We start from the raw sequence: 18,313 nt of genomic DNA, 5'->3' as shown, positions 1-18,313 counted from the left end.
CGCCGCAATGGCGAATGCGCAGCACGAACAGTTTGGCCGGTACGAGCTCCAGTCGCGAATCGGCCGCGGGGGGATGGCGGAGACCTGGAGGGCCCAGCTGTTGGGGGCCGCGGGGGTCACCAAGCCCGTCCTCATCAAGAAGGTGTTGCCGGAGTACGCCAACGACGAGGCGTTCGTCTCCATGTTCATCAGCGAGGCGCGCATCTCCGCCTCGCTGTCGCACGGCGCCATCGCCCAGGTCTTCGACTTCGGGCAGGTGGATGGCGAGTACTTCCTGGCCATGGAGTTCGTGGACGGGCAGCCGCTCAACAAGGTGATGAAGCGCGCGCTGCGCTCGCAGTTCGCCAGCCTTCCGGTGCCCATCGCCACGTACATCGCCCTGGAGATGTGCCGGGGGCTGCACTACGCGCACACGCGCACGGACGACAAGGGTGAGCTGCTGCACATCGTGCACCGGGACATCTCCCCGGACAACGTGCTCATCAGCTACGAGGGCCAGGTCAAGATCGTCGACTTCGGCATCGCCAAGGCGCGCTCGCTGCGCAGCTTCGACACCGCGCCCGGCGTGGTGAAGGGCAAGTACCTGTTCTTCTCCCCCGAGCAGGCCCGGGGCGAGGAGGTGGACGCGCGCACGGACGTGTGGGCCACGGCGGTGGTGTTGTTCGAGATGGTGTGCGGCCGGCTGCCCCTGGAGGGGCCCGAGTACGCGGTGCTGCACAAGCTGCACACGCGCCAGCCGATGCCTCGCGCGCGGGACGTGCGGCCGGACGTGCCGGTGCGCCTGGACGCCATCCTCCACAAGGCGCTCGCGGTGCGGAAGGAGGACCGCTTCGAGTCCGCGCATGCCTTCGGCGACGCGCTCGCGGGGTTCCTCTTCAAGGCCGCGCCACGCTTCTCCGCGATGTCCGCCGCCTACCTGCTGCGCGAGCTGTTCCGTCCCGACATGACGGAGCTGGGCAAGGACACCAAGGTCCCCGCCTCGTTCGTGGAGGAGCTGTCCGTCTGGCGCGCCACCACCAACCTGCTGCCCCGGCCCACGGAGCTGTCGGCCCCGGAGTTGCGCACCGAGCCCGCGACGCAGGAGAGCCACCCGAGCGAGCTGCCCGACGGCGGTCAGAGCCTGGCGGAGGACGAGGACGACACGGACGGCAACTCGCCGGACCGGGGCGGCTTCTTCGAGAACGGCTTCCGCATCTCCACGCACCACGTCGTGGTGGGCACGGGGCTGCTCATCCTGCTGGCGCTCCTGTGGTCGTCCTTCGACCGGCTCAAGGCGGACTGGATGCCGCCGGAAAAGCCCGCGAGCGCGGGGCCGGCGAGGCCCCCGCTGCCCGGCCCGCAGCTCAAGGACGCGGACGCGCCGCGCGTGGCGCCGGGGCCGCCCGTCGTGAAGCCGGCGCAGCAGGCGGTGGTGACGCCCAGGAAGGAGGGCGTGGACTCCGCCCGGATGCCCGTCGCCTCGTTCCGGCTGGACGCGGCCCGGCACCTGTTCGCGGTGTCCTCCGGGCGCGCGGCGCTGGGCGCGATGGATCCGGCGCACACCTACCGCGTCACGGAGTCGACGTCGCTGACCGCGGCGGACCGGGCCAAGCCCCTGCCGAGCCTCTTCTACCTGCTGACGGGCAAGAACGTCGCGGCGGACGCGGCGGTGGGCATGGTCGGTCGCGACACGCCGCCGGCGGGCGCCGCGTCGGTGATGGTCTTCACGGTGGGCGGGCCCACGCCCCAGGACGACCTTCCCGAGCGCATCGTCTCCGTGGTGAACACCCGCACCCATCAGGAGCGCAAGCTGCTCATCCACCCGGAGTGGATGGTCACCGACGTGGGCCGCAGCTTCCTGCTCGACGGGATGGACCCCTCGGACAGCTACACGCTGTCGCTGTCGTCGGTGGGCACGGGCGCCTTCACCCGCGGCCCGGAGCAGGGGCCGGTGGTGACGGTGGCCTGTGTCCAGCAGGTCTCCCTGGAGCGCGACGGCCCCGGGACGCCTCCGGCCCGCGCCAGGCGCTTCCTCCTGTCCCAGGGCGCGGACGTCCCGCTCACCGGCGTCCACGGGCTCCACTGCGGCTTCGTGGACGATGACCCCTCGGACAACCAGGGCCAGGTGGAGGTCCGAATCACGTCCGCCAAGGGCGCGCTGGACCAGGACTTCGCCGACTCGGCCCGCGCGACGGAGCCTCCTCCGCCGCCCCAGCGCCAGGGGACCGCGAAGGCTCCCTCCGGGCCCCGGCCGGCGGCTTCGCTGGTCATCGACGAGACGCCCGAGGCCGAGACCCCGGGCCAGAAGCTGCTGACCGAGGTGCGTGAGCTGCTCAGGTCGAAGCAGTACGAGCCGGCCAGGGCGAAGGCCCGCGAGTGCATCTCCGTGGAGTCTGGGAACTACGAGTGCCACCTGCTGCTGGGCTCGGTGGAGGCCCGGCTCGGGCGCAAGGAGGAGGGGGCGAAGCACTACCGCCTCTTCCTGGACCTGGCGCCCAGCAGCCACCCCCAGGCGAGCAAGGTGCTGCGCGCGCTGCAGGAGTACGAGGGCGTGACGGGCGCCTCCCAGCAATAGGAAGGCCCGAGACGGCCGGGTGTCCGGTGCCGGTCAATCCCGGGGCGTGATGCGGCGAGTCAAAAAGGCGCCGGGTGGGGGCTTGGAAAACCGAGCGGGCCTCCCGTAGAAAGGCGCTCGCATGACGCACTCCCGCATGGTCCGTTCGCTCGCGCTTCCGGTGTTGCTCCTCTCCGCGGCTTGTGGTGACTCCGAAGACTCCATCCCCGTCCGGACCTGCGAGGTGGTGCTGACGTACGCGCCGCAGCAGTCGCTCGTGGGCGCGGTGTCGGTCGCGGGGGAATGGAATGGCTTCTCCTCCTCCGCGCTGCGCATGGCGGACCGGGGTGACGGGGTCTACACCGCGCGCCTGGAGGGGCTGGAGCCGCGCGACTACGGCTACCGCTTCGTCATCGGCCAGCAGCAGGTGATGGATCCGCAGAACCCGTACTCCCGCTGGGTGCGCGCGGAGGAGTACTCGCGCCTGACGGTGCCCGACTGCCGGCAGCCCATGCTGGAGCTGCGCCGCTTCACCGCGACGCCCGAGGGCGTGCTGGACGTGGAGGTCGCGTACGTCGACGGCACCGACGAGGCCGGCCCCGACACGGGCAAGGTGGTGGTGACGCTGGATGGCCAGCCGCGCCCCGACGCGTTCGACGCGAAGACGGGCCGCATCACCCTGCGCGAGGAGGCGCTGGGGCAGGGCAAGCACCACGTGAAGGTGGTGGCCACGGACAAGGCGGGCCGCTCGGCCGAGCCGCTCTACCTGCCGTTCTGGGTGGAGCCCCAGAAGTTCCGGTGGGAGTCCGGGCTGATGTACTTCGCGTTCACGGACCGCTTCCTCAACGCCCGCCCGGACAATGACGGGCCGGTGGCGGACGTGGACCCCATCGCCAACTACCAGGGCGGCGACTTCGCCGGCATCACCCGCAAGCTGGAGGACGGCTACTTCGACTCGCTGGGCGTCAAGGTGCTGTGGATCTCGCCGGTGGACCAGAACCCCGAGGGCCGCTTCATCGGCACGGGCGGCAAGTACTACTCGGGCTACCACGGCTACTGGCCCACCCGGCCGCGCACCACGCAGCACCGCTTCGGCTCGCTCGAGGAGCTGCGCGCGCTCACCGCCGCGGCCCACAAGAAGGGCATCCGCGTCATCGCCGACCTGGTGCTCAACCACGTCCACCAGGAGCACCCGTACTGGGTCACCCACCGCGATGACGACTGGTTCAACACCTCCGCCAGCTGCGTGTGCGGCAGCCAGGACTGCGATTGGGAGGAGAAGCGGCTGACGTGCAAGTTCACCGACTACCTGCCCGACTTCAACTGGCGCTCGTCGAACATGGTGGACCAGTTCATCGCGGACACGCTGTGGTGGCTGGAGGAGGCGGACTTCGACGGCTTCCGCATGGACGCGGTGAAGCACATGGACCAGGTGGCGGGCCGCACCCTGCGCGGGCGCCTGCGCGACCTCACCGCGATGACGGGCACCGAGTTCTACCTGGTGGGTGAGACCTTCGTGGGCGCGGATGGCCGCTCGCAGATCGCCCGCTACATCAGCCCCCGCGAGCTGGATGGCCAGTTCGACTTCCCGCTGTACTGGCCGGTGCGCGAGGCCTTCGCGGACGGCCAGAGCCTGGAGCGCGTGGACCAGGCCGTGCGCGAGAACGAGGTCTACTACGCGCCCGGCACGCTCAACTCGCCCTTCCTGGGCAACCACGACGTGGCCCGCTTCATGTCCCAGGCCGCGAAGCAGCTGGACGGGGAGGGCGGAGACCCCTGGAGCAGCGCGCGCCCGGCGGCCACGGTGACGGACGCGGCCGCGTTCGAGAAGGCGAAGTACGGCTTCACCTTCGTGCTCACCCAGCCCGGCGTGCCGCTCATCTACTACGGCGACGAGGTGGGACTGCCCGGCGCGGGAGACCCGGACAACCGCCGGCTGATGCGCTTCGATTCCACGCTCACCGAGCTGGAGGCGGACCTGCTCGAGCACGTGCGCAAGCTGGGTCAGGCGCGGCGGGCGTCACCGGCGCTGCAGACGGGCTCGCGGAACACCCTGCGCGTGGAGAAGGACCTGTACGTGTACCAGCGCTCGCTGCCGGACGGGCAGGGCGCGGTGGTGGCCATCAACCGGAGCGACGTGGAGCGCCCGCTGGTGGTGGAGCCCCTGGGGAGCCTGGCGGCCAGCGCCGCGACGTACGTGGACGTCTTCAGCGGAAGGACGCTCCAGCTCGCCGGCACGGAGACCCAGCTGGTCGTCCCCGCGCGCAGCGTCGCCGTGTACGTGCCTCGCGCCGAATAGGCCGCTCGGGATGAGGGAGGAGGGGGGCCGCCCCCTTCCGGACCGCGGACCCGGCAAGGGCCGCGGGGACTGCCTGAGACTACGGCTGCGACGGCTGCTGCTGCTTCCCGTGCCGGTAGAAGAGCACGAGGGTGTAGCAGTGGAATTCGTTATCGGACGACTGGCACACCACGCGATCCACGATCTCCAGATCGGAGTTGCTCTTCATCCAACGGGTGACGTTCTCACCCAGCTCCTCGCGCTCCTTCGCCTTGGTGGCGGAGAAGACCTTCACGCCCGTGAACATCGCCTGCCACTCCTTGTGCGGTCCCGACACAGGACAAGGGGGCTTTATCGCACGGGGTGTTCAGAGGTGTCAAAAACCCGGCTTCCTGGCGGGGGGTGTGGGGGTGGCCTCGTGGCGGGGGTTTGCAGCGCGGGGGACATGCCTAGATTGTCCTGGTCGCACCCGGTTGGGGGCGCTCGCGGCAGGGGCCACGAGTGGCGGCGTGTTGGGGAAGGGGGCAGGCCCGTGGACGTGAAGACCAAGAAGGATCTGGCGGTTGATTTCATCAACACCATCCGGACGATGGAGCCCACCGCGCTGAACGCGCTCATCGTCAAGGAGGCGGGGGAGGAGCTGGCGCAGTTCTTCCTCAACTACAGCGCCAATCTCATCTCGAAGGACCCGTCCCGGGTGCTGGAGAACACGTCCTCGCTGATGCTGATGGGCTACCTCATCCGCACCTACGAGGAGAAGAACACGCAGGCCAAGCAGGGGACCTTCCAGTCCTACGCCTTCGCCTGAGAGGGGCGGGGCGGGCAGCACGGGCTCGACAGCCCCGGGGGAGCCTGTTAGGGAGCGGCGCCCATGCTCATCGACCTGCACGCCCATTCCCACCTGTCCAAGGGGTGCGAGCTGGACCCTCGCGCCGTGCTGGAACGGGCCGCGATGTTCGGCCTGGACGGGGTGGCCTTCACCGAGACGAACACCCAGGACGGCTGCGACGAGCTGTTCGAGATTGGTGCGAAGGCGAAGGTGAAGGTCTTCGTCGGGCTGGAGCTGGTCACGGACCGAGGCCAATACCTGTGCTTCTTCCCGAAGCCGGAGCTGGCCCCGGAGCCCGTGCAGATGTGGGGCAGCAACCGCGAGAAGCCCTGGAGCGCCGCGGAGTGTCTGCCCAAGGTGAAGGCCCTGGGTGCGGCCATCGTCGCCGCCCGGCCCTTCGACAGGGATTCGCCGAACCCGGCCATGGATTACGTCCGCTCGCTCAACGTGCTGTGCGCGGTGGAGGGCTACAACGCCCGGGTGAAGCAGACGTCCAATGATCTGGCCGTGGAGGCCGCCGAGGCGCTCAAGCTGCCGTGCACCGGTGGCAGCGACGCGCGGGGCTCGCTGGACGAGGTGGGCCGGGGCGCCACGTTCTTCAAGAACCCGGTGACGTCGCAGGCCCAGCTCATCGCCGAGCTGCTCAAGGGCGAGTTCTGGCCGGTGATGGCCGGCGAGCTGCCCCGGCTGACGCGCCCGGGGGAGGCCCAGGCGGCCCGCAAGCAGGGCGGCGGTGGGGGTGGCAAGCGCCGCCGCGGTGGTGGCGGCGGTCGCCGGTAGGGCCTCGGCGGCTCAGGGCGGCACGCAGGCCCCGGCCTCGTCTCAAGGCAGAACGGAGGCCCCGGCCTCCTCGGCGCGAGCGAGCCGGCCGTCCGACAGGAAGGCCTTGCGGCGCCCGCCCGGGTACGTCCACTCCTCGTTCTTGGCGGCGCCCTCCAGCGAGCGGCGCACCAGCTCCGGCGGGCCCCAGGCCATGCGCACCGCGTCCGCCGACATGTTGGCGACCAGGCGCTTCTCCCGGATGGCGTCGCGCACGGGGGCGGCGAACGCCTCCATCAGGGCCTTGGGGTTCTGCGGGGAGAGGTACTTCTCCAGCTCCGCGCGGAAGTCGTTGGGCTGATCCAGGTTGGGCGGCAGCACGAGGATGAGGGGCGGGGCGTCGGGCTTCGCGCCGTCCTCGGCCAGGTACACCCAGGGCCAGGTGCGCGGGGTGTAGAGGACGCGCTCGGCCACCACCCACGCGGTGGGGAACTCCACCTTGGTGATGCGCAGCTTCGTGCCCACCGGCAGGGTGCGCTCCACCGCGCCGGGGGAGATGGGCTTGCCGCTGCTGTCGTCCAGGAGGCGCACGTCCTCGGGCGCGTAGGGCGTCAGCAGGCGCTTGGAGCCGTCGCCGAAGAAGGGCGTGACGTTGCCGGACAGGCGCAGGTACTGCTCCGCGTCGGGGCCGGTGAGGGTCCGCTGGAGGGACGTGCGGGCGTCCGGCGCCATGCGGGTGTAGTTGCCGCAGCCGGCCGCGAGCGCGGTCAGCACGAGGACAGTCAGGAGGGAGTGGGGGCGTCGAGCGAGCATCGGGGCACCTTCCGCGACAGGGCGCGCGGGAGGTCCCGGTTTAGCTCAGCGCGAGGCCTGCGTCAGCGTGGACTCGGCCGCGCTGTCCCGCTTGCCGCCACGGCAGCCGCGCTGCGACGGACACACGGGGCCTCGGCCATGCGGGTCCGGAACGAGCAGGAAGCGGCCGAGCCCGCGCGTATCCGTGAGCTCCGGATGGCCACACAGGGCGCAGCGACGGGGAGGACGCTTGGAGGGAGGGAAGGGCACGGGGAGCGAGTGTGCGTCGCTCCCGGACCCCGCGCGAATTTTCAGCCCCTCCCGCCCGGGCGACTACTTCTTGTCGCTGGAGGCCGCCGCCGGCGTGGAGGCGGCGGGGCTCGACGCGGCGGGCGTGCTGCTCGACGACGAGCTGCTGCTGGACGACGCGCTGCTCGACGAGGACGAGCTGCTGGACGACGAGCTGGAGGAGGACGACGAGTCGCCGTCCTTCTTCGTGGAGCTGTACAGGTCCGAGTACCAGCCTCCGCCCTTGAGGACGAAGCTGGAGCGGCTGACCACCTTGGTCAGCGAGCCTTCCGCGCCGCAGGCCGTGCAGGCCGCGGGCGTCGGGTCGGAGATCTTCTGCAGCACGTCGATGATCTTTCCACAGCTCTGGCAGGCGTACTCGTAGATGGGCATGGGTGGTTTGCCTCTTCAGGGTGTTGAGGAAGGGCCACCGGAGTGCAGCTGCTTGCGCAGCCCCTCCGCCAGCCCCAGGCGCTCGATGGCGCGGAAGACCAGCTCACCGGGCGAGCCATACTTGCGGCCCACGGCCTCGGCCAGGCCGTGCAGGTCCGAGGCGGTGGGGACCTCGTCCTTCAGCAGCCGCTCCAGCTCCTTGCGGAGCGAGTCGTTGAACTTGCGCTGGATGCCCAGGTCCGCGAGGTACTTCTCGCGCCCCAGCAGATCCAGCCGGTGCGTCAGATGGGACGTGGCCAGCGCCTCGCGGCGGAAGCGCTCGCGCAGGGCCTCGACCTCCTCGGTCAGCCCCACCGCGGACACCAGCCGCTGCAGCTCCGGCGGGCTCACGCCCAGCGCCCAGCCCACCCGGCCCGTGGCGCCACGCTGCTGCGTGTAGGCGTCCAGGAGCTGGAGTCGCTCCTTCTCCTGCAGCGCCTCCAGCAGGCCGTGATCGCGCAGCACCGTCTCCAGATCCACCAGGGACAGGTCTCCACGCGAGCCATTGAAGCGGTGCGAGAGGTTTCGCAGCAGGGCGAAGCGGTGCTCGGAGCCCTCCAGCGAGGCCTCCAGGACGTCCTTGCCGCTCTGGCGCGTCAGCTCCACGAACGGGGTGCGAGGCGCCTCCACGCGGGTGAACCGGCCGCGGGGGCGGGGCAGGTCGCGGCGCAGGAAGCTGTGCCCCTCGTCCTGATCCATGGGCGAGGTCGTCTCCTCGTCCACGGCGACGCGCTTCTTGGGGGCGATGCGCTCGAGGATGGAGGGCTCCTCGGCCTTGGCGCCCTTCTTCGCCGCCTTGCTGGCGCCGTCGCCCGAGGGCTGGGGGGCCGGGGTGGCGAAGGAGGGGATGGCCGGGCTGGCGGCGGGCGCGGGCTTGGGCGTCTTCTGCTCGCGCACGTAGGCCAGCTCCCGCGCCACGTCGTAGAAGCCGCAGGACTGACGCTGCGCGGCGACGGCGGGGGCGGTGCCCTGGAGGATGTCCACCACGGCGAAGGGGCCGAGGGGGGAGGTCTCCGGCTCACCGTCGGCGAGGGCTCGGACCCGGAAGTCGTCGTCCTCGGCCAACAAGGCGAGTGCTTCCCGGACCTCCGGGGCGGGGGCCGGCGACTTCGCGCGCCGGCAGAAATCCGAGACGGCAACCGCCACGGGGGTGGGAACGTCGTCGGGCTGTCGTCTTCTCTGCCAGGGGCTGGTCATGGAAAGGTGCGGAAAAATGCTCGTTTACGAGGGCGGATGCCTCTATCTTCGCGGCCAGACAGGTGTCAATGAGCCAGTCCGACTCCATTCTAAACAGCCTGTGGCGGTTGCAAGTCGCGATGGGGGGCGAGCGGAGGGGGGAGGGCTTGCTGGCACCGGCTGCCGGACGTTGCCGGCGGGGTGGGCTGGAGGTATCAGATGCCCCACGTCCGGAGACCAACAGTCGTCGCTGACGCTTTACTTCGAGGATGACCGGAGCCTGGGGCGGGGCGGGAAGCGCGCGATTCGCTCGGCGCGGTTACAACAAGGATGAGGAGGGGCGCCGCAAGGCCGGCCTCCTACCGAGGGATTTCCATGCAGGGCCACGAAGAAATCAAGGACAAGGACGAGGTGCTCGCCCGCTACATGGCCCAACACGGCCTCAAGAGCACGCGGCAGCGCAGCCTCATCATCGACACCTTCTTCGCCGTCGGCGGCCACCTGTCGGTGGAGGAGCTGTGGAACAAGGTTCGCTCACAGGACGCGAAGGTCTCCGTGGCCACCGTGTATCGGACCATGAAGCTGCTCAACGAGTGCGGCCTGGCCCACGCTCGCAACTTCGGTGACGGCCAGACGCGCTACGAGGCGGCGGCGGGGAGGGACCATCATGACCACCTCATCTGCACCCGCTGCGGCACCATCGTCGAGTTCGAGAACGACCGCATCGAGACGCTCCAGGACGCGGTGGCCCGCAAGCACGGCTTCACGGTGACGTCGCACAAGATGGAGCTGTACGGCTTGTGTCGTGACTGCCAGCGCGGTGGCGGCCCACCCTCGGAAGCGTGACATGCGGGCCGTCCTCCGGGTCGCGGCCTGTGCCGTCCTGCTGACCGTCGCGTCGGCGGGCTGCGCCGGGTCGCGGCCGGTGGACGCGGGGCCGGCCTTCCTGCACGCGCTGGCCCTGCCGTCGGTGGGGCCCACGCGGCACGACGTGGGCAAGCTGTCCGGCAAGGTCGTCCTGGTCTCCTTCTTCGCCACGTGGTGCTTCCCGTGCCTGGCGGAGATGCCGACGCTGGAGGCGCTCCAGCGCGAGTACGGCGCCCAGGGCTTCCAGGTGGTGGCCGTGGGCATGGACCTGGAGGGCGCCCGCGTGCTCCAGCCCTTCGCGGACCACTACGCGTCGCCGTACCCGGTGCTGCTCGCCTCCGAGCGCATCATCGACGGCCGCAGTCCCTTCGGCCCCATCAAGGGGCTGCCCACCACGGTGCTGCTCGACAGGCGTGGCCGCGCGGTGGCCGGGTGGCAGGGCGTGGAGGGGCACGCGGACGTGGCGAAGGCGATCGAGAAGCTCCTGAAGCAGGACTGACGGCTCCGAGTCGCGCGGCTTGCGTCGCGCGCGCGTGAGGCCGCGTCGACTGCTACAGGGCTGGAGCGGATTACTTGCGGGGGCAAGGCTCGCTGGTACCGTCCGTGGCGTTCATGACGGCACGCGGAAAGCTCCTGGGTGTGGCGGTGGGTGTGGCGGGGGCCTTGAGCCTGCTGTCGGTGGCGGACGCCAAGGGCTTCCGGCGCTACCTCTCCCTGCGTCAGGACGTGAGCGCGCTGCAGCAGCGCAACGCCGCCCTGGACGCGCAGAACGAGGCGCTGCGTCAGGAGATCGCCGCCCTGCGCAAGGACCCCGCGGCGCTGGAGCGGGCCGTCCGTGAAGAGCTTGGCTACGTGAAGCCGGGCGAACTCGTCTTCCACCTGGAGTCCCCATGACGTCGCTGAGCACGTTTCCGTCGCCCGGGAAGTTGCTGCGTCACGTCGTGCGGCTCATCCCCGCCGCGGCGGGCCTGTCCACCTTCGTGCACCTGGCGCGCGGGGGCTTCCGGGGGCTGCACACCCTGGAGTGGACCGAGGCCGGGCTGGTGCTGTTCCTGTTGGTGGGCATCGCCGTGGCGGCGTGGCGCCGGGCCATGCGCGGCTCGGTGGGCGCGGTCATCGACCTGCGCGACGACCTGGAGCTGGGCGGCGGGTTGATCGCCGCGGCGTTCATCGTCGTGGCCATCGGCGGCGGCGAGCTGTTCCCCATCGTCTATCTGTTGATGGCGTTCCTGGTCGCCTTCCTGCCGCGCAACGCGGGGCTGACGCTCTTGGGCGTGGCGCTGGTGTTCGACGGGCTGGTGACGCTGGGCGGCCCGTGGCCGAACCCGGCCAGCTTCGCGACGCACTCGGCGTTCCTCGTGCTCTTCGCGGGCCTGTACCACCTGGTGCTCGCCTCGCGCATCGCGGTGGCGCGCCGGGCGGAGAGCGACGCGGTGCAGAAGCGTATCCGCGAGGTGGAGGAGCGCGCGCGCACCTTCCGCCTGGTGAGCTCCGGCACGCAGGACAGCTTCAGCGGCATGAGCTCCGACGAGAAGTGGCTCGTCGCCTCGGTGAAGGAGATTGAAGGCGCGGTGCACGCCGCGCTGGAGATCGCCGAGACGGGGCTGCGCACGCACACCTGCGCGGCGTTCCTGCTCACGTCGGATGACCGGAGCCTGAAGCTCTATGACTGCCGCTCCGGCTCGGACCGGGTGCAGCGGGATCGCTTCGGGGCAGGGGAGGGCATCATCGGCGGCGTGCTCAAGCGCCGCGCGCCGGTGCGGATGAACTCGCCCCAGGGCCTGAAGGGCGTCTCGTACTACGACGGCGGTGGCCCGGGCGTGCAGGCGCTGTTGGCGGTGCCCATCATCGAGGGCGGCGGACTGGTGCGCGGCGTGCTCGTGGCGGACCGGCTGGGCAACGAGCCGTTCAGCGACCAGGACGAGAAGCTCTTGTCCACCATCGCCGGCGAGGTGCTGCGCTCCATCGAGGTCGAGCGGGTGATGAGCTACATCCGCAAGACGCGCGACGAGAAGGACCGGTTCTTCCGCGCCATCGAGGAGCTCAACCGCGCGGGCAGCCCCGAGCAGGTCTTCGTCGCGGTGCTGGAGAGCACCCGGCAGCTGGCGGGCCTGGACTTCTGCGCGGTGACGCTGGTGTCGGAAGTGGAAGGCAAGCGCATGCACCGCGTGGCGCGGATGACGGGCGTCACGGCGCAGGGCAAGGCGCTGGAGGGGCGCTCGTTCCAGGACAACAACGGCCTGGTCGCCAACGTGGTGCGCTACGGCGCGCCGCTGCCGGGGCGTGACCTGAAGGCGATGGACCGCCAGGTCATCTTCGACGACGAGACGCAGATTCGCGGCCTGGGCGCGCTGAAGATCTTCCCGTTGGTGGCGGGTGACCGCATCCTGGGCACGCTGGTGGCGGGCTCGCGCAAGAAGGCGAACTTCGAGCAGGACGTGCTGCGGATGATCGAGGTCATCGCCATCCAGGCCGCGCAGGCGGTGCTGCGCGCGCAGCTCTACGAGCAGATGGAGCGGATGGCGACCACGGACGGCCTCACCGGCCTGTTCAACCACCGCACCTTCCAGACGAAGGCGGACGAAATCCTCGCACAGGCGCGGCGCTACCAGCGCAAGTGCTCCGTCATCCTCACGGACGTGGACCACTTCAAGAGCGTCAACGACACCTACGGCCACCCGACGGGAGACCAGGTGCTCAAGGGCGTGGCGCGCATCATCAAGTCCATGGCGCGCGACACGGACATCGTCGCCCGCTACGGCGGCGAGGAGTTCGTCATCATCATGCCGGAGACGGACGCCAAGGGCGCGTACACCATCTCCGAGCGCATCCGCGAGGCGGTGAAGGCGGAGGTCTTCCAGACCGAGATGGGCCCGCTGCGCATCACCATGTCGCTGGGCATCGCCACCTTCCCGGACAACGGGATGGAGAAGCAGCAGCTCATCGACCTGGCCGACCAGTGCCTCTACCACTCCAAGCGCAACGGCCGGAACCAGTCGGTCACCGTGGCCATCATGCAGGGTGGCCGGAAGCTGCAGGCCGTCAACGAGGCTTGAGTCCTCCGAGCCCGGGGAGCCCGCGTGTGGCGGACTCCCCGAGCCCGGGATGAGGCTTCGGTTACAGCGTCTGGAGGAAGCGCAGCAGGGCGGCGCGGTCCGCGGCGTTCATGCCGGCGAACGCGTTGCGAGCGGCCTGACCCTCACCGCCGTGCCAGAGGATGGCCTCGGTGAGCGAGCGGGCGCGGCCGTCGTGCAGGTACGCCTCGCCGCCGCTGACGCCCGCCGTGAGGCCGATGCCCCAGAGCGGAGGGGTGCGCCACTCGGCGCCGCTGGCGATGCCCTCGGGCAGGTTGTCCGCGAGCCCCGTGCCCATGTCGTGCAGGAGCAGGTCCGTGTACGGGCGGATCGTCTGGCCGCGCAGCTCCGCGTTCGGGTGGAAGGCGCTGGTGGTGAAGCTGGTGGCGTGGCACTTCGCGCAGCCGGCGTTCTGGAAGAGCGTCTCGCCGCGCTGGGCCTGGGTGTCGCGCAGGTCGCGCCGCGCGGGCACGCCGAGCAGCGCCACGTAGCGGACCATCTTGTCCAGGTCCGTGGCGTTCAGCTCCTGGCTTGTGCCCGAGCACCCCTGCTGCGAGGAGCCGCAGTCCAGGGAGGGGAACACGGCGCTGGTGACGCCGATGTCCCGGTTGAGGGCCTCGGCCACCTGGTGCTTGAGCCGCGCGATGCCCGCCTTCCAGCCGAAGCGCCCCAGCCGCGTCTGGCCCGTCTCCGGGTCGACGACGGCCTGCATGCGGCCGGAGATGCCATCGCCGTTGCTGTCGTTCGGGTCCGCGAGCGCGGCCACGGACGTCTCCGGGATGGCCTCCAGCAGGCCCAGGCCCACCAGCTGCGGGGTGATGCGGGCCGAGTGGTTCGTCGGGATGACGTTGAGGAAGCTGTAGTTGGGCTTGCGCAGCTCGTACGGCGTGCCGTCCGCGAAGGTGCCGGTGCTCGTCGTCCAGCTGGCGATGCGCACGTCCGCCTCGGGCGTGCCGCTGGTGCTGCGCGGCTGGAGGCGGAAGCCGAGGAACGGGTCCGCCGTCACCGTGGTGCCGCTGACGCGCCCCACCTTCACCACGTAGTTGCCCAGCGTGGTGTTGACCGCGGGCGGCAGGCCCCGGCCGTTCTGGGTGTGGCACGCGATGCAGGAGCGGGAGATGTAGTTCGGCCCCAGCTTGTTCGCGTGCGCGGTGAAGAGCGGGTTGCCCGGCTCCGAGTGGCTGCCGTCGCTGAAGTCCGTGTGGTGCAGGCGCCGGCCCTCGACGAAGGGCTGCGCGTTCACGGGCGCGATGTTCAGCGCCATCTGGAGGAACCGGTTCCTCGGCTCGTTGGAGTAGGGGTAGTTCAGCGTGGTGCGGCCGCCGAGCCAGGCCGTCTCCGGCAGGGGGAACGAGTCGAGGATGGCGCCCTGGCCCTCGAAGGGGACGATGCCGGCGGTGCCGACGATGTAGAGCAGGGCGCGGCCGTAGTAGTTGAAGCGGCCTTCCACCGGTTGTCGAAGGAAGACGCCGGCTTCGATCTCCATCCGGTCGCCCACGCGGATGGCGCGGCCCTCCTTGGCGTTGAAGTTGACGCTGGCGGTGTAGAGGTAGTCGTTCACCCGCTCGAAGGTGCCGTTGTGGAAGTACTCCGCCACGGTGTTGAGGCCGCGGAAGAAGGCGCGGAAGTTGGTGCCGTCGTGGGGGTAGACGGTGTGCAGGTTCACCTTGATCTGACTGCCGCCCTTGGCCACCTCGTCGATGATCTCGAGCCAGAAGGTGCGGTTCTCGAAGTAGCGCGCCAGGTAGTGGTCGTACGCCTGGTACTGGGACTCGCGCGCGTGCCTGTCACGGACGCGATCTCCCACGCGGGTGATGAGCGCGGACGTCGTGTTCTGCGTGGTGGCGGGCTCCTGCGCGGTGCCGCTGTTGAAGAGCGGCACGATGTTGCCCACGTCGGGGGCAGGGCCGGCGTCTTGAGGTCCGGGGCCCGCGTCCGGTGTCCCGGAGCCCGCGTCCGGCGTCTGCGTGCCAGAGTGCGTGTAGCGCGCCCAGGCGGTGTCGTAGGCGCAGTTGCACGCCACGTCCCAGTACGTGAACGAATAGTCGACGACGTCGCCGGTGTTCAGCCCGCTCACCGTGTACTGGTTGCGGCCGTTCGTCACGGCCATCCGGATGTTGAGCTGCCCACCGTTGTTCACCTTGTAGTGGATGTCGGCCCACGACGTGGTGTCGATGAAGAAGATGGCGGACGAGCCAGACGGCTGAGCGCCATAGGTGGCGGCGCTCGCGGTGCTCGCCGCGAGGCCCGCCAACAGCAATGCCACGGCCATTCCTGTTGCTCTGTTACGCATGCGCGTTCTCCAGGGGGAACCTCCGCATGGTGGCCTCGGCTTTCTCCACCATCCGAAGGAAGTAGAGGTTTAGGCCGGGCAGACAAGAATTCCTATGATGTTCGGAAATTTTAGCTACTAGGGTCTAAATCCCGACATTCGTGAGAGGACGGACTTGCGTCCTGATGCGTTGCGTTGAGGTGGGCCTGGGGCAGGATGCGCGGCGTTCATGCAACCGGTGCCCTTGGCGGTGACGACGAGCAGCAAGGCGGACGAGGCCCAGCGAGAGGAGGCCCGGGCGGTGGCCGCGCGTTGGGGGCTGCCGTGGATGTCGCGCAAGCCGAAGGAGGGCATCGCCCCGTGGCTGGGCATCAAGGCCGAGGCCCTGCTGGTGGTGGGGGATGACGGCGTGACGCTGTGGGCGCCAGGCGGTTCCTTCGGGTTCCATGCGGGCATGGCGCACTTGAGGCGGCTGCGGCTGGCGGCGGGGGAGCCGGACACCTTCGTCCGGGTGGCGGAGCTGCGCGCCGGAGACGCGGTGCTGGACTGCACGCTGGGCCTGGCGCAGGACGCGCTGGTGGCCTCGCTGGCGGTGGGGCCCGCCGGGCGCGTGGTGGGCGTGGAGAAGAGCCTCCCGTTGTGCGCGGTGGCGTCGGAGGGCCTGCGGCACTTCGAGCTCGGGCCGGACTCGTGCGCCATCGAGGTACACCACGCGGACGCGCACGCGTATCTGAAGGGGTTGGCTTCCGCGTCGTTCGACGTGGTGTTCTTCGACCCGATGTTCGGCAAGCCGAAGAAGGCGCAGGCCGCGTTCGAGGTGCTGCGGCTCTTCGCTGAGCACGCGCCGCTGACGGCGGAGGCGCTGCAGGAGGCCCGACGCGTGGCGCGCCGCTGGGTGGTGGTGAAGGGCGCGCGCTACTCGGATGACCTGCGCAAGCTGGGGATTGCTCCGGAGCCGACCTCGCGCTTCTCGGACGTCACCTGGGGCAGGGTGGCCGCGCTGCCCCAGGCACCGTGAGCGTCAGTCCTTCCCCGCGCCCTTCGGAGGTCCTTCGCCGCCCATGGGCGACAGGCGCGCGGAGAGCGCTCCGGCCTGCTCGTGGGGCATCTGGTCTCTTGGGGAGCGGTAGTACTGCATGGGCGAGTGGTGCAGGAAGTTCGACACGCGGCTGGTGTACAGACACGCGTACTGCTCCACCTGGTAGCCGAAGCGGCTGTTCTCGTTGCCCTCCTTGAACAGCAGGCCCCAGTACGGGTTGAAGCCCTCCTCGACGTCCTCCTCCAGCGTGTCCGCGATGTCCGTCGCCTCCTTCAGCGCGCGGCGCATCTTGTCCAGCTCCGACTTGAGCTGACGGCGCTGCTCCTCCGTCGCCTCGCGCTCCTCCGGCGTCAGCGGCTCGCGGTCCAACCGACGCTCCAGCAGGTTCAAGAGCGTCTTGTGGTGGTTGACCTCGTCGTCCAGGCGCTCGCGGAGGATCTCCATCTGCGTGAGCGTGCCGATCTCCTCCTGGCGCGTGGCCGTGTACGTGATCTCGTCCTCGATCTCCTGGACGATCATGCACGTGCGCCACAGCGACGACTTCTTCGACTTGAGGATGTCGCCGTAGATGTGGTCGCCCACGTAGAGGATGTTCTCCCCACGGTAACCGGTCAGCTCCTCGAAGCGCGCCAGGTTGCCGCCCGAGTACACCTTGCCGCGGTCCAAGGTCGTGGCCTCGCCGATGACGCGCCCCTCTTCGGTGGACGGATCCAGCTCGAGGAACGGCCGGCCGTCGGTGAAGAAGCCCGGCTTGCCCGCCGCCGTCACCACCACGTCGAAGTAGTTGCGCCAGCTCGGGTACTCCGGCAGCTGCCCGTCCAGCAGGTACTTCATCAGCGCGTCCGTGTAGTCCCACGCGGAGTTCGTCAGCAGGAACAGCCGCTTCCCACCCGAGCGCAGCTTGTGCAACGCGGGCCCCAGCTCCGGGTCCAGGAACACGTAGCGCCCCAGGTCCTTGCGCACCTCGCGCTTGAGCGAGTTGTCCCGGTGCACCGCGTCGATGGCCTCGCGGATGTCGTCGTAGAGCTTGCCGTAGTCCACCTTCTGGCCCAGCGACTCCAGCAGCTCGATGATGCCCGCGAACAGGCACGTCTCCGGCAGCGCGAAGAGCGTGTCGTTCCACGCGAACTGCGGGTTGCGCAGCCGCACGCGCTTGTTGCGGTACAGCTCCCGCGAGACCTCCGACTTGAGCGGCCGCAGCCCGTGGTACGCGCGGCCCACGTGGCCGAAGCGGTCCATCTTCAGGATGTTGCCGTTCACCCGGTCCACCGCCAGCCCACGCATCACGAAGTGATGGTCGTAGAGCAGGTGCCCCACGACGGCGGGGTAGTGGTACTCGCAGATGAGCTTGGCGAGCGTCATGTCGAACGACAACTGCTCGAGCCGGCGCATGTGGTAGATGGCCAGCGTGTAGTCCATGTCGAAGCCGATCAGCTCGACGCCGGACATGCGCAGGTTGCGGTTGACGAACACCTCCCGCGCCCTCGGAACCGAGTCCCTCGGCTCGCGCCGGGTGGTGAGCAGCCGCGTCAGCGTCTCATCTTCGAGCAGCTGCTGGGCATGGCGCTCGGCGGCCTCGGCGCGCGCGCGGTTGAGTGGAGAACGAAAGCTCCCGTGAAGCGGGTCCGGCGAGGGCCCGCCCGGGATCGGACGGAAGGGTGACAGGGTTGGAGCCACGGGACGTCGACACATAACACGCGTACGGGCCCACGGCTCGGTCCTTGAGGGCACCGCTGGGCCATGGCACGCTGACGGACCGCGATGCGTTCGCCCGCCCGACGTCAGCCCTCGAAAGCGCCCGAGGACCTCCATGCGCGCCTGGCCCACCGGGTCGCCGCGCTCGAGGACCGGGTGCGTCGGCTGGAGGCCCGCCTGCGCGCCGCGTCCGCCCCGCCCGCGCCCCGTGCGTCGCCCCGGCGTGCGACCGAGCCCTCGGCGCCCGCGTCCCGGCGCGCGCGTCCCCGCTGTCCGGGT

Annotated in this window: 15 protein-coding genes; 9 read left to right on the top strand and 6 right to left on the bottom strand. The window is 70.1% G+C overall.

All coding sequences use genetic code 11. From position 1 onward, the window contains the following. The first annotated feature begins 7 nt into the window (after positions 1 to 7). Positions 8 to 2,554 (top strand): protein kinase domain-containing protein, encoded by a 2,547-nt coding sequence (locus tag K8640_RS43200; RefSeq protein ID WP_370640382.1) that lies wholly within the window; start codon positions 8 to 10, stop codon positions 2,552 to 2,554. Between the two features lie 121 nt (positions 2,555 to 2,675). Continuing rightward, positions 2,676 to 4,832, top strand: coding sequence for an alpha-amylase family glycosyl hydrolase (locus K8640_RS23285; protein WP_223749042.1), 2,157 nt, complete (start codon positions 2,676 to 2,678; stop codon positions 4,830 to 4,832). Between the two features lie 79 nt (positions 4,833 to 4,911). On the opposite strand, the gene K8640_RS23280 is transcribed toward K8640_RS23285, so the two are convergent. Next, positions 4,912 to 5,118, bottom strand: coding sequence for a hypothetical protein (locus K8640_RS23280; protein ID WP_141330411.1), 207 nt, complete (start codon positions 5,116 to 5,118; stop codon positions 4,912 to 4,914). Between the two features lie 225 nt (positions 5,119 to 5,343). Between K8640_RS23280 and K8640_RS23275 the strand changes: the two genes are divergently transcribed. Next, on the top strand, positions 5,344 to 5,619 hold the full coding sequence (locus K8640_RS23275; RefSeq protein WP_046713894.1) for a hypothetical protein: 276 nt from the start codon (positions 5,344 to 5,346) through the stop codon (positions 5,617 to 5,619). Positions 5,620 to 5,682: 63 nt separating this feature from the next. Beyond that, the gene (locus K8640_RS23270; RefSeq protein WP_223749041.1) at positions 5,683 to 6,420 is read left to right on the top strand and encodes a PHP domain-containing protein; all 738 of its coding nucleotides are present in this window, start codon (positions 5,683 to 5,685) and stop codon (positions 6,418 to 6,420) included. 42 nt (positions 6,421 to 6,462) lie between these two features. Here the strand turns inward: K8640_RS23270 and K8640_RS23265 are convergent, their stop codons facing one another. The 3 genes from K8640_RS23265 to K8640_RS23255 all read right to left on the bottom strand — a co-directional run bounded on the left by K8640_RS23265 (position 6,463) and on the right by K8640_RS23255 (position 8,979). Then, the gene (locus K8640_RS23265; RefSeq protein ID WP_223749040.1) at positions 6,463 to 7,212 is read right to left on the bottom strand and encodes a hypothetical protein; all 750 of its coding nucleotides are present in this window, start codon (positions 7,210 to 7,212) and stop codon (positions 6,463 to 6,465) included. A gap of 312 nt (positions 7,213 to 7,524) precedes the next feature. Next, positions 7,525 to 7,872: an FmdB family zinc ribbon protein gene (locus K8640_RS23260; RefSeq protein WP_223749039.1), complete on the bottom strand. Its 348-nt coding sequence runs from the start codon at positions 7,870 to 7,872 to the stop codon at positions 7,525 to 7,527. 15 nt (positions 7,873 to 7,887) lie between these two features. Beyond that, positions 7,888 to 8,979 carry a hypothetical protein gene (locus K8640_RS23255; protein ID WP_370640381.1) on the bottom strand — a complete coding sequence of 364 codons (1,092 nt, stop codon included), beginning with the start codon at positions 8,977 to 8,979 and terminating at the stop codon, positions 7,888 to 7,890. A gap of 483 nt (positions 8,980 to 9,462) precedes the next feature. Between K8640_RS23255 and K8640_RS23250 the strand changes: the two genes are divergently transcribed. The 4 genes from K8640_RS23250 (at position 9,463) to K8640_RS23235 (ending at position 13,010) form a co-directional block, all read left to right on the top strand. Further along, positions 9,463 to 9,933 (top strand): Fur family transcriptional regulator, encoded by a 471-nt coding sequence (locus tag K8640_RS23250; RefSeq protein ID WP_194869482.1) that lies wholly within the window; start codon positions 9,463 to 9,465, stop codon positions 9,931 to 9,933. A gap of 1 nt (position 9,934) precedes the next feature. After that, positions 9,935 to 10,453: a TlpA disulfide reductase family protein gene (locus tag K8640_RS23245; RefSeq protein WP_223749037.1), complete on the top strand. Its 519-nt coding sequence runs from the start codon at positions 9,935 to 9,937 to the stop codon at positions 10,451 to 10,453. A 113-nt stretch (positions 10,454 to 10,566) separates the two neighbouring features. Continuing rightward, a complete protein-coding gene (locus tag K8640_RS23240) occupies positions 10,567 to 10,848 on the top strand; it encodes a septum formation initiator family protein (RefSeq protein ID WP_046718030.1) in 282 nt (93 codons plus the stop codon). Then, positions 10,845 to 13,010 carry a sensor domain-containing diguanylate cyclase gene (locus tag K8640_RS23235; RefSeq protein WP_223749036.1) on the top strand — a complete coding sequence of 722 codons (2,166 nt, stop codon included), beginning with the start codon at positions 10,845 to 10,847 and terminating at the stop codon, positions 13,008 to 13,010. The genes K8640_RS23240 and K8640_RS23235 overlap by 4 nt, the downstream gene beginning before the upstream one ends. Before the next feature lie 61 nt (positions 13,011 to 13,071). Here the strand turns inward: K8640_RS23235 and K8640_RS23230 are convergent, their stop codons facing one another. After that, positions 13,072 to 15,300, bottom strand: a complete 2,229-nt coding sequence (locus K8640_RS23230; RefSeq protein ID WP_223749035.1) for a di-heme oxidoredictase family protein — start codon at positions 15,298 to 15,300, stop codon at positions 13,072 to 13,074. Between the two features lie 229 nt (positions 15,301 to 15,529). Here K8640_RS23230 and K8640_RS23225 point away from each other — a divergent pair, with 229 nt between their 5' ends. Next, positions 15,530 to 16,318, top strand: coding sequence for a class I SAM-dependent methyltransferase (locus K8640_RS23225; RefSeq protein ID WP_223749034.1), 789 nt, complete (start codon positions 15,530 to 15,532; stop codon positions 16,316 to 16,318). 3 nt (positions 16,319 to 16,321) lie between these two features. Here the strand turns inward: K8640_RS23225 and K8640_RS23220 are convergent, their stop codons facing one another. Further along, a complete protein-coding gene (locus tag K8640_RS23220; protein ID WP_223749033.1) occupies positions 16,322 to 18,031 on the bottom strand; it encodes an HAD-IG family 5'-nucleotidase in 1,710 nt (569 codons plus the stop codon). Positions 18,032 to 18,313: the final 282 nt, after the last annotated feature.

Origin of the sequence: Myxococcus sp. XM-1-1-1, assembly GCF_020037095.1 — a bacterium.
GTDB classification, from domain to species: Bacteria; Myxococcota; Myxococcia; order Myxococcales; family Myxococcaceae; genus Myxococcus; species Myxococcus fulvus.
The sequence above is the reverse complement of the archived record's forward strand: the minus strand, read 5'-3'. Positions and strand labels throughout refer to the sequence as shown.

Bases quoted from the DNA above. Each gene is read 5' to 3' on its own strand.
- K8640_RS43200 (WP_370640382.1), top strand. From the start codon at position 8: ATGGCGAATGCGCAGCACGAACAGTTTGGCCGGTACGAGCTCCAGTCG.
- K8640_RS23285 (WP_223749042.1), top strand. From the start codon at position 2,676: ATGACGCACTCCCGCATGGTCCGTTCGCTCGCGCTTCCGGTGTTGCTC.
- K8640_RS23280 (WP_141330411.1), bottom strand. From the start codon at position 5,118: ATGTTCACGGGCGTGAAGGTCTTCTCCGCCACCAAGGCGAAGGAGCGC.
- K8640_RS23270 (WP_223749041.1), top strand. From the start codon at position 5,683: ATGCTCATCGACCTGCACGCCCATTCCCACCTGTCCAAGGGGTGCGAG.
- K8640_RS23265 (WP_223749040.1), bottom strand. From the start codon at position 7,212: ATGCTCGCTCGACGCCCCCACTCCCTCCTGACTGTCCTCGTGCTGACC.
- K8640_RS23260 (WP_223749039.1), bottom strand. From the start codon at position 7,872: ATGCCCATCTACGAGTACGCCTGCCAGAGCTGTGGAAAGATCATCGAC.
- K8640_RS23250 (WP_194869482.1), top strand. From the start codon at position 9,463: ATGCAGGGCCACGAAGAAATCAAGGACAAGGACGAGGTGCTCGCCCGC.
- K8640_RS23245 (WP_223749037.1), top strand. From the start codon at position 9,935: ATGCGGGCCGTCCTCCGGGTCGCGGCCTGTGCCGTCCTGCTGACCGTC.
- K8640_RS23240 (WP_046718030.1), top strand. From the start codon at position 10,567: ATGACGGCACGCGGAAAGCTCCTGGGTGTGGCGGTGGGTGTGGCGGGG.
- K8640_RS23235 (WP_223749036.1), top strand. From the start codon at position 10,845: ATGACGTCGCTGAGCACGTTTCCGTCGCCCGGGAAGTTGCTGCGTCAC.
- K8640_RS23230 (WP_223749035.1), bottom strand. From the start codon at position 15,300: ATGGCCGTGGCATTGCTGTTGGCGGGCCTCGCGGCGAGCACCGCGAGC.
- K8640_RS23225 (WP_223749034.1), top strand. From the start codon at position 15,530: ATGCAACCGGTGCCCTTGGCGGTGACGACGAGCAGCAAGGCGGACGAG.
- K8640_RS23220 (WP_223749033.1), bottom strand. From the start codon at position 18,031: ATGTGTCGACGTCCCGTGGCTCCAACCCTGTCACCCTTCCGTCCGATC.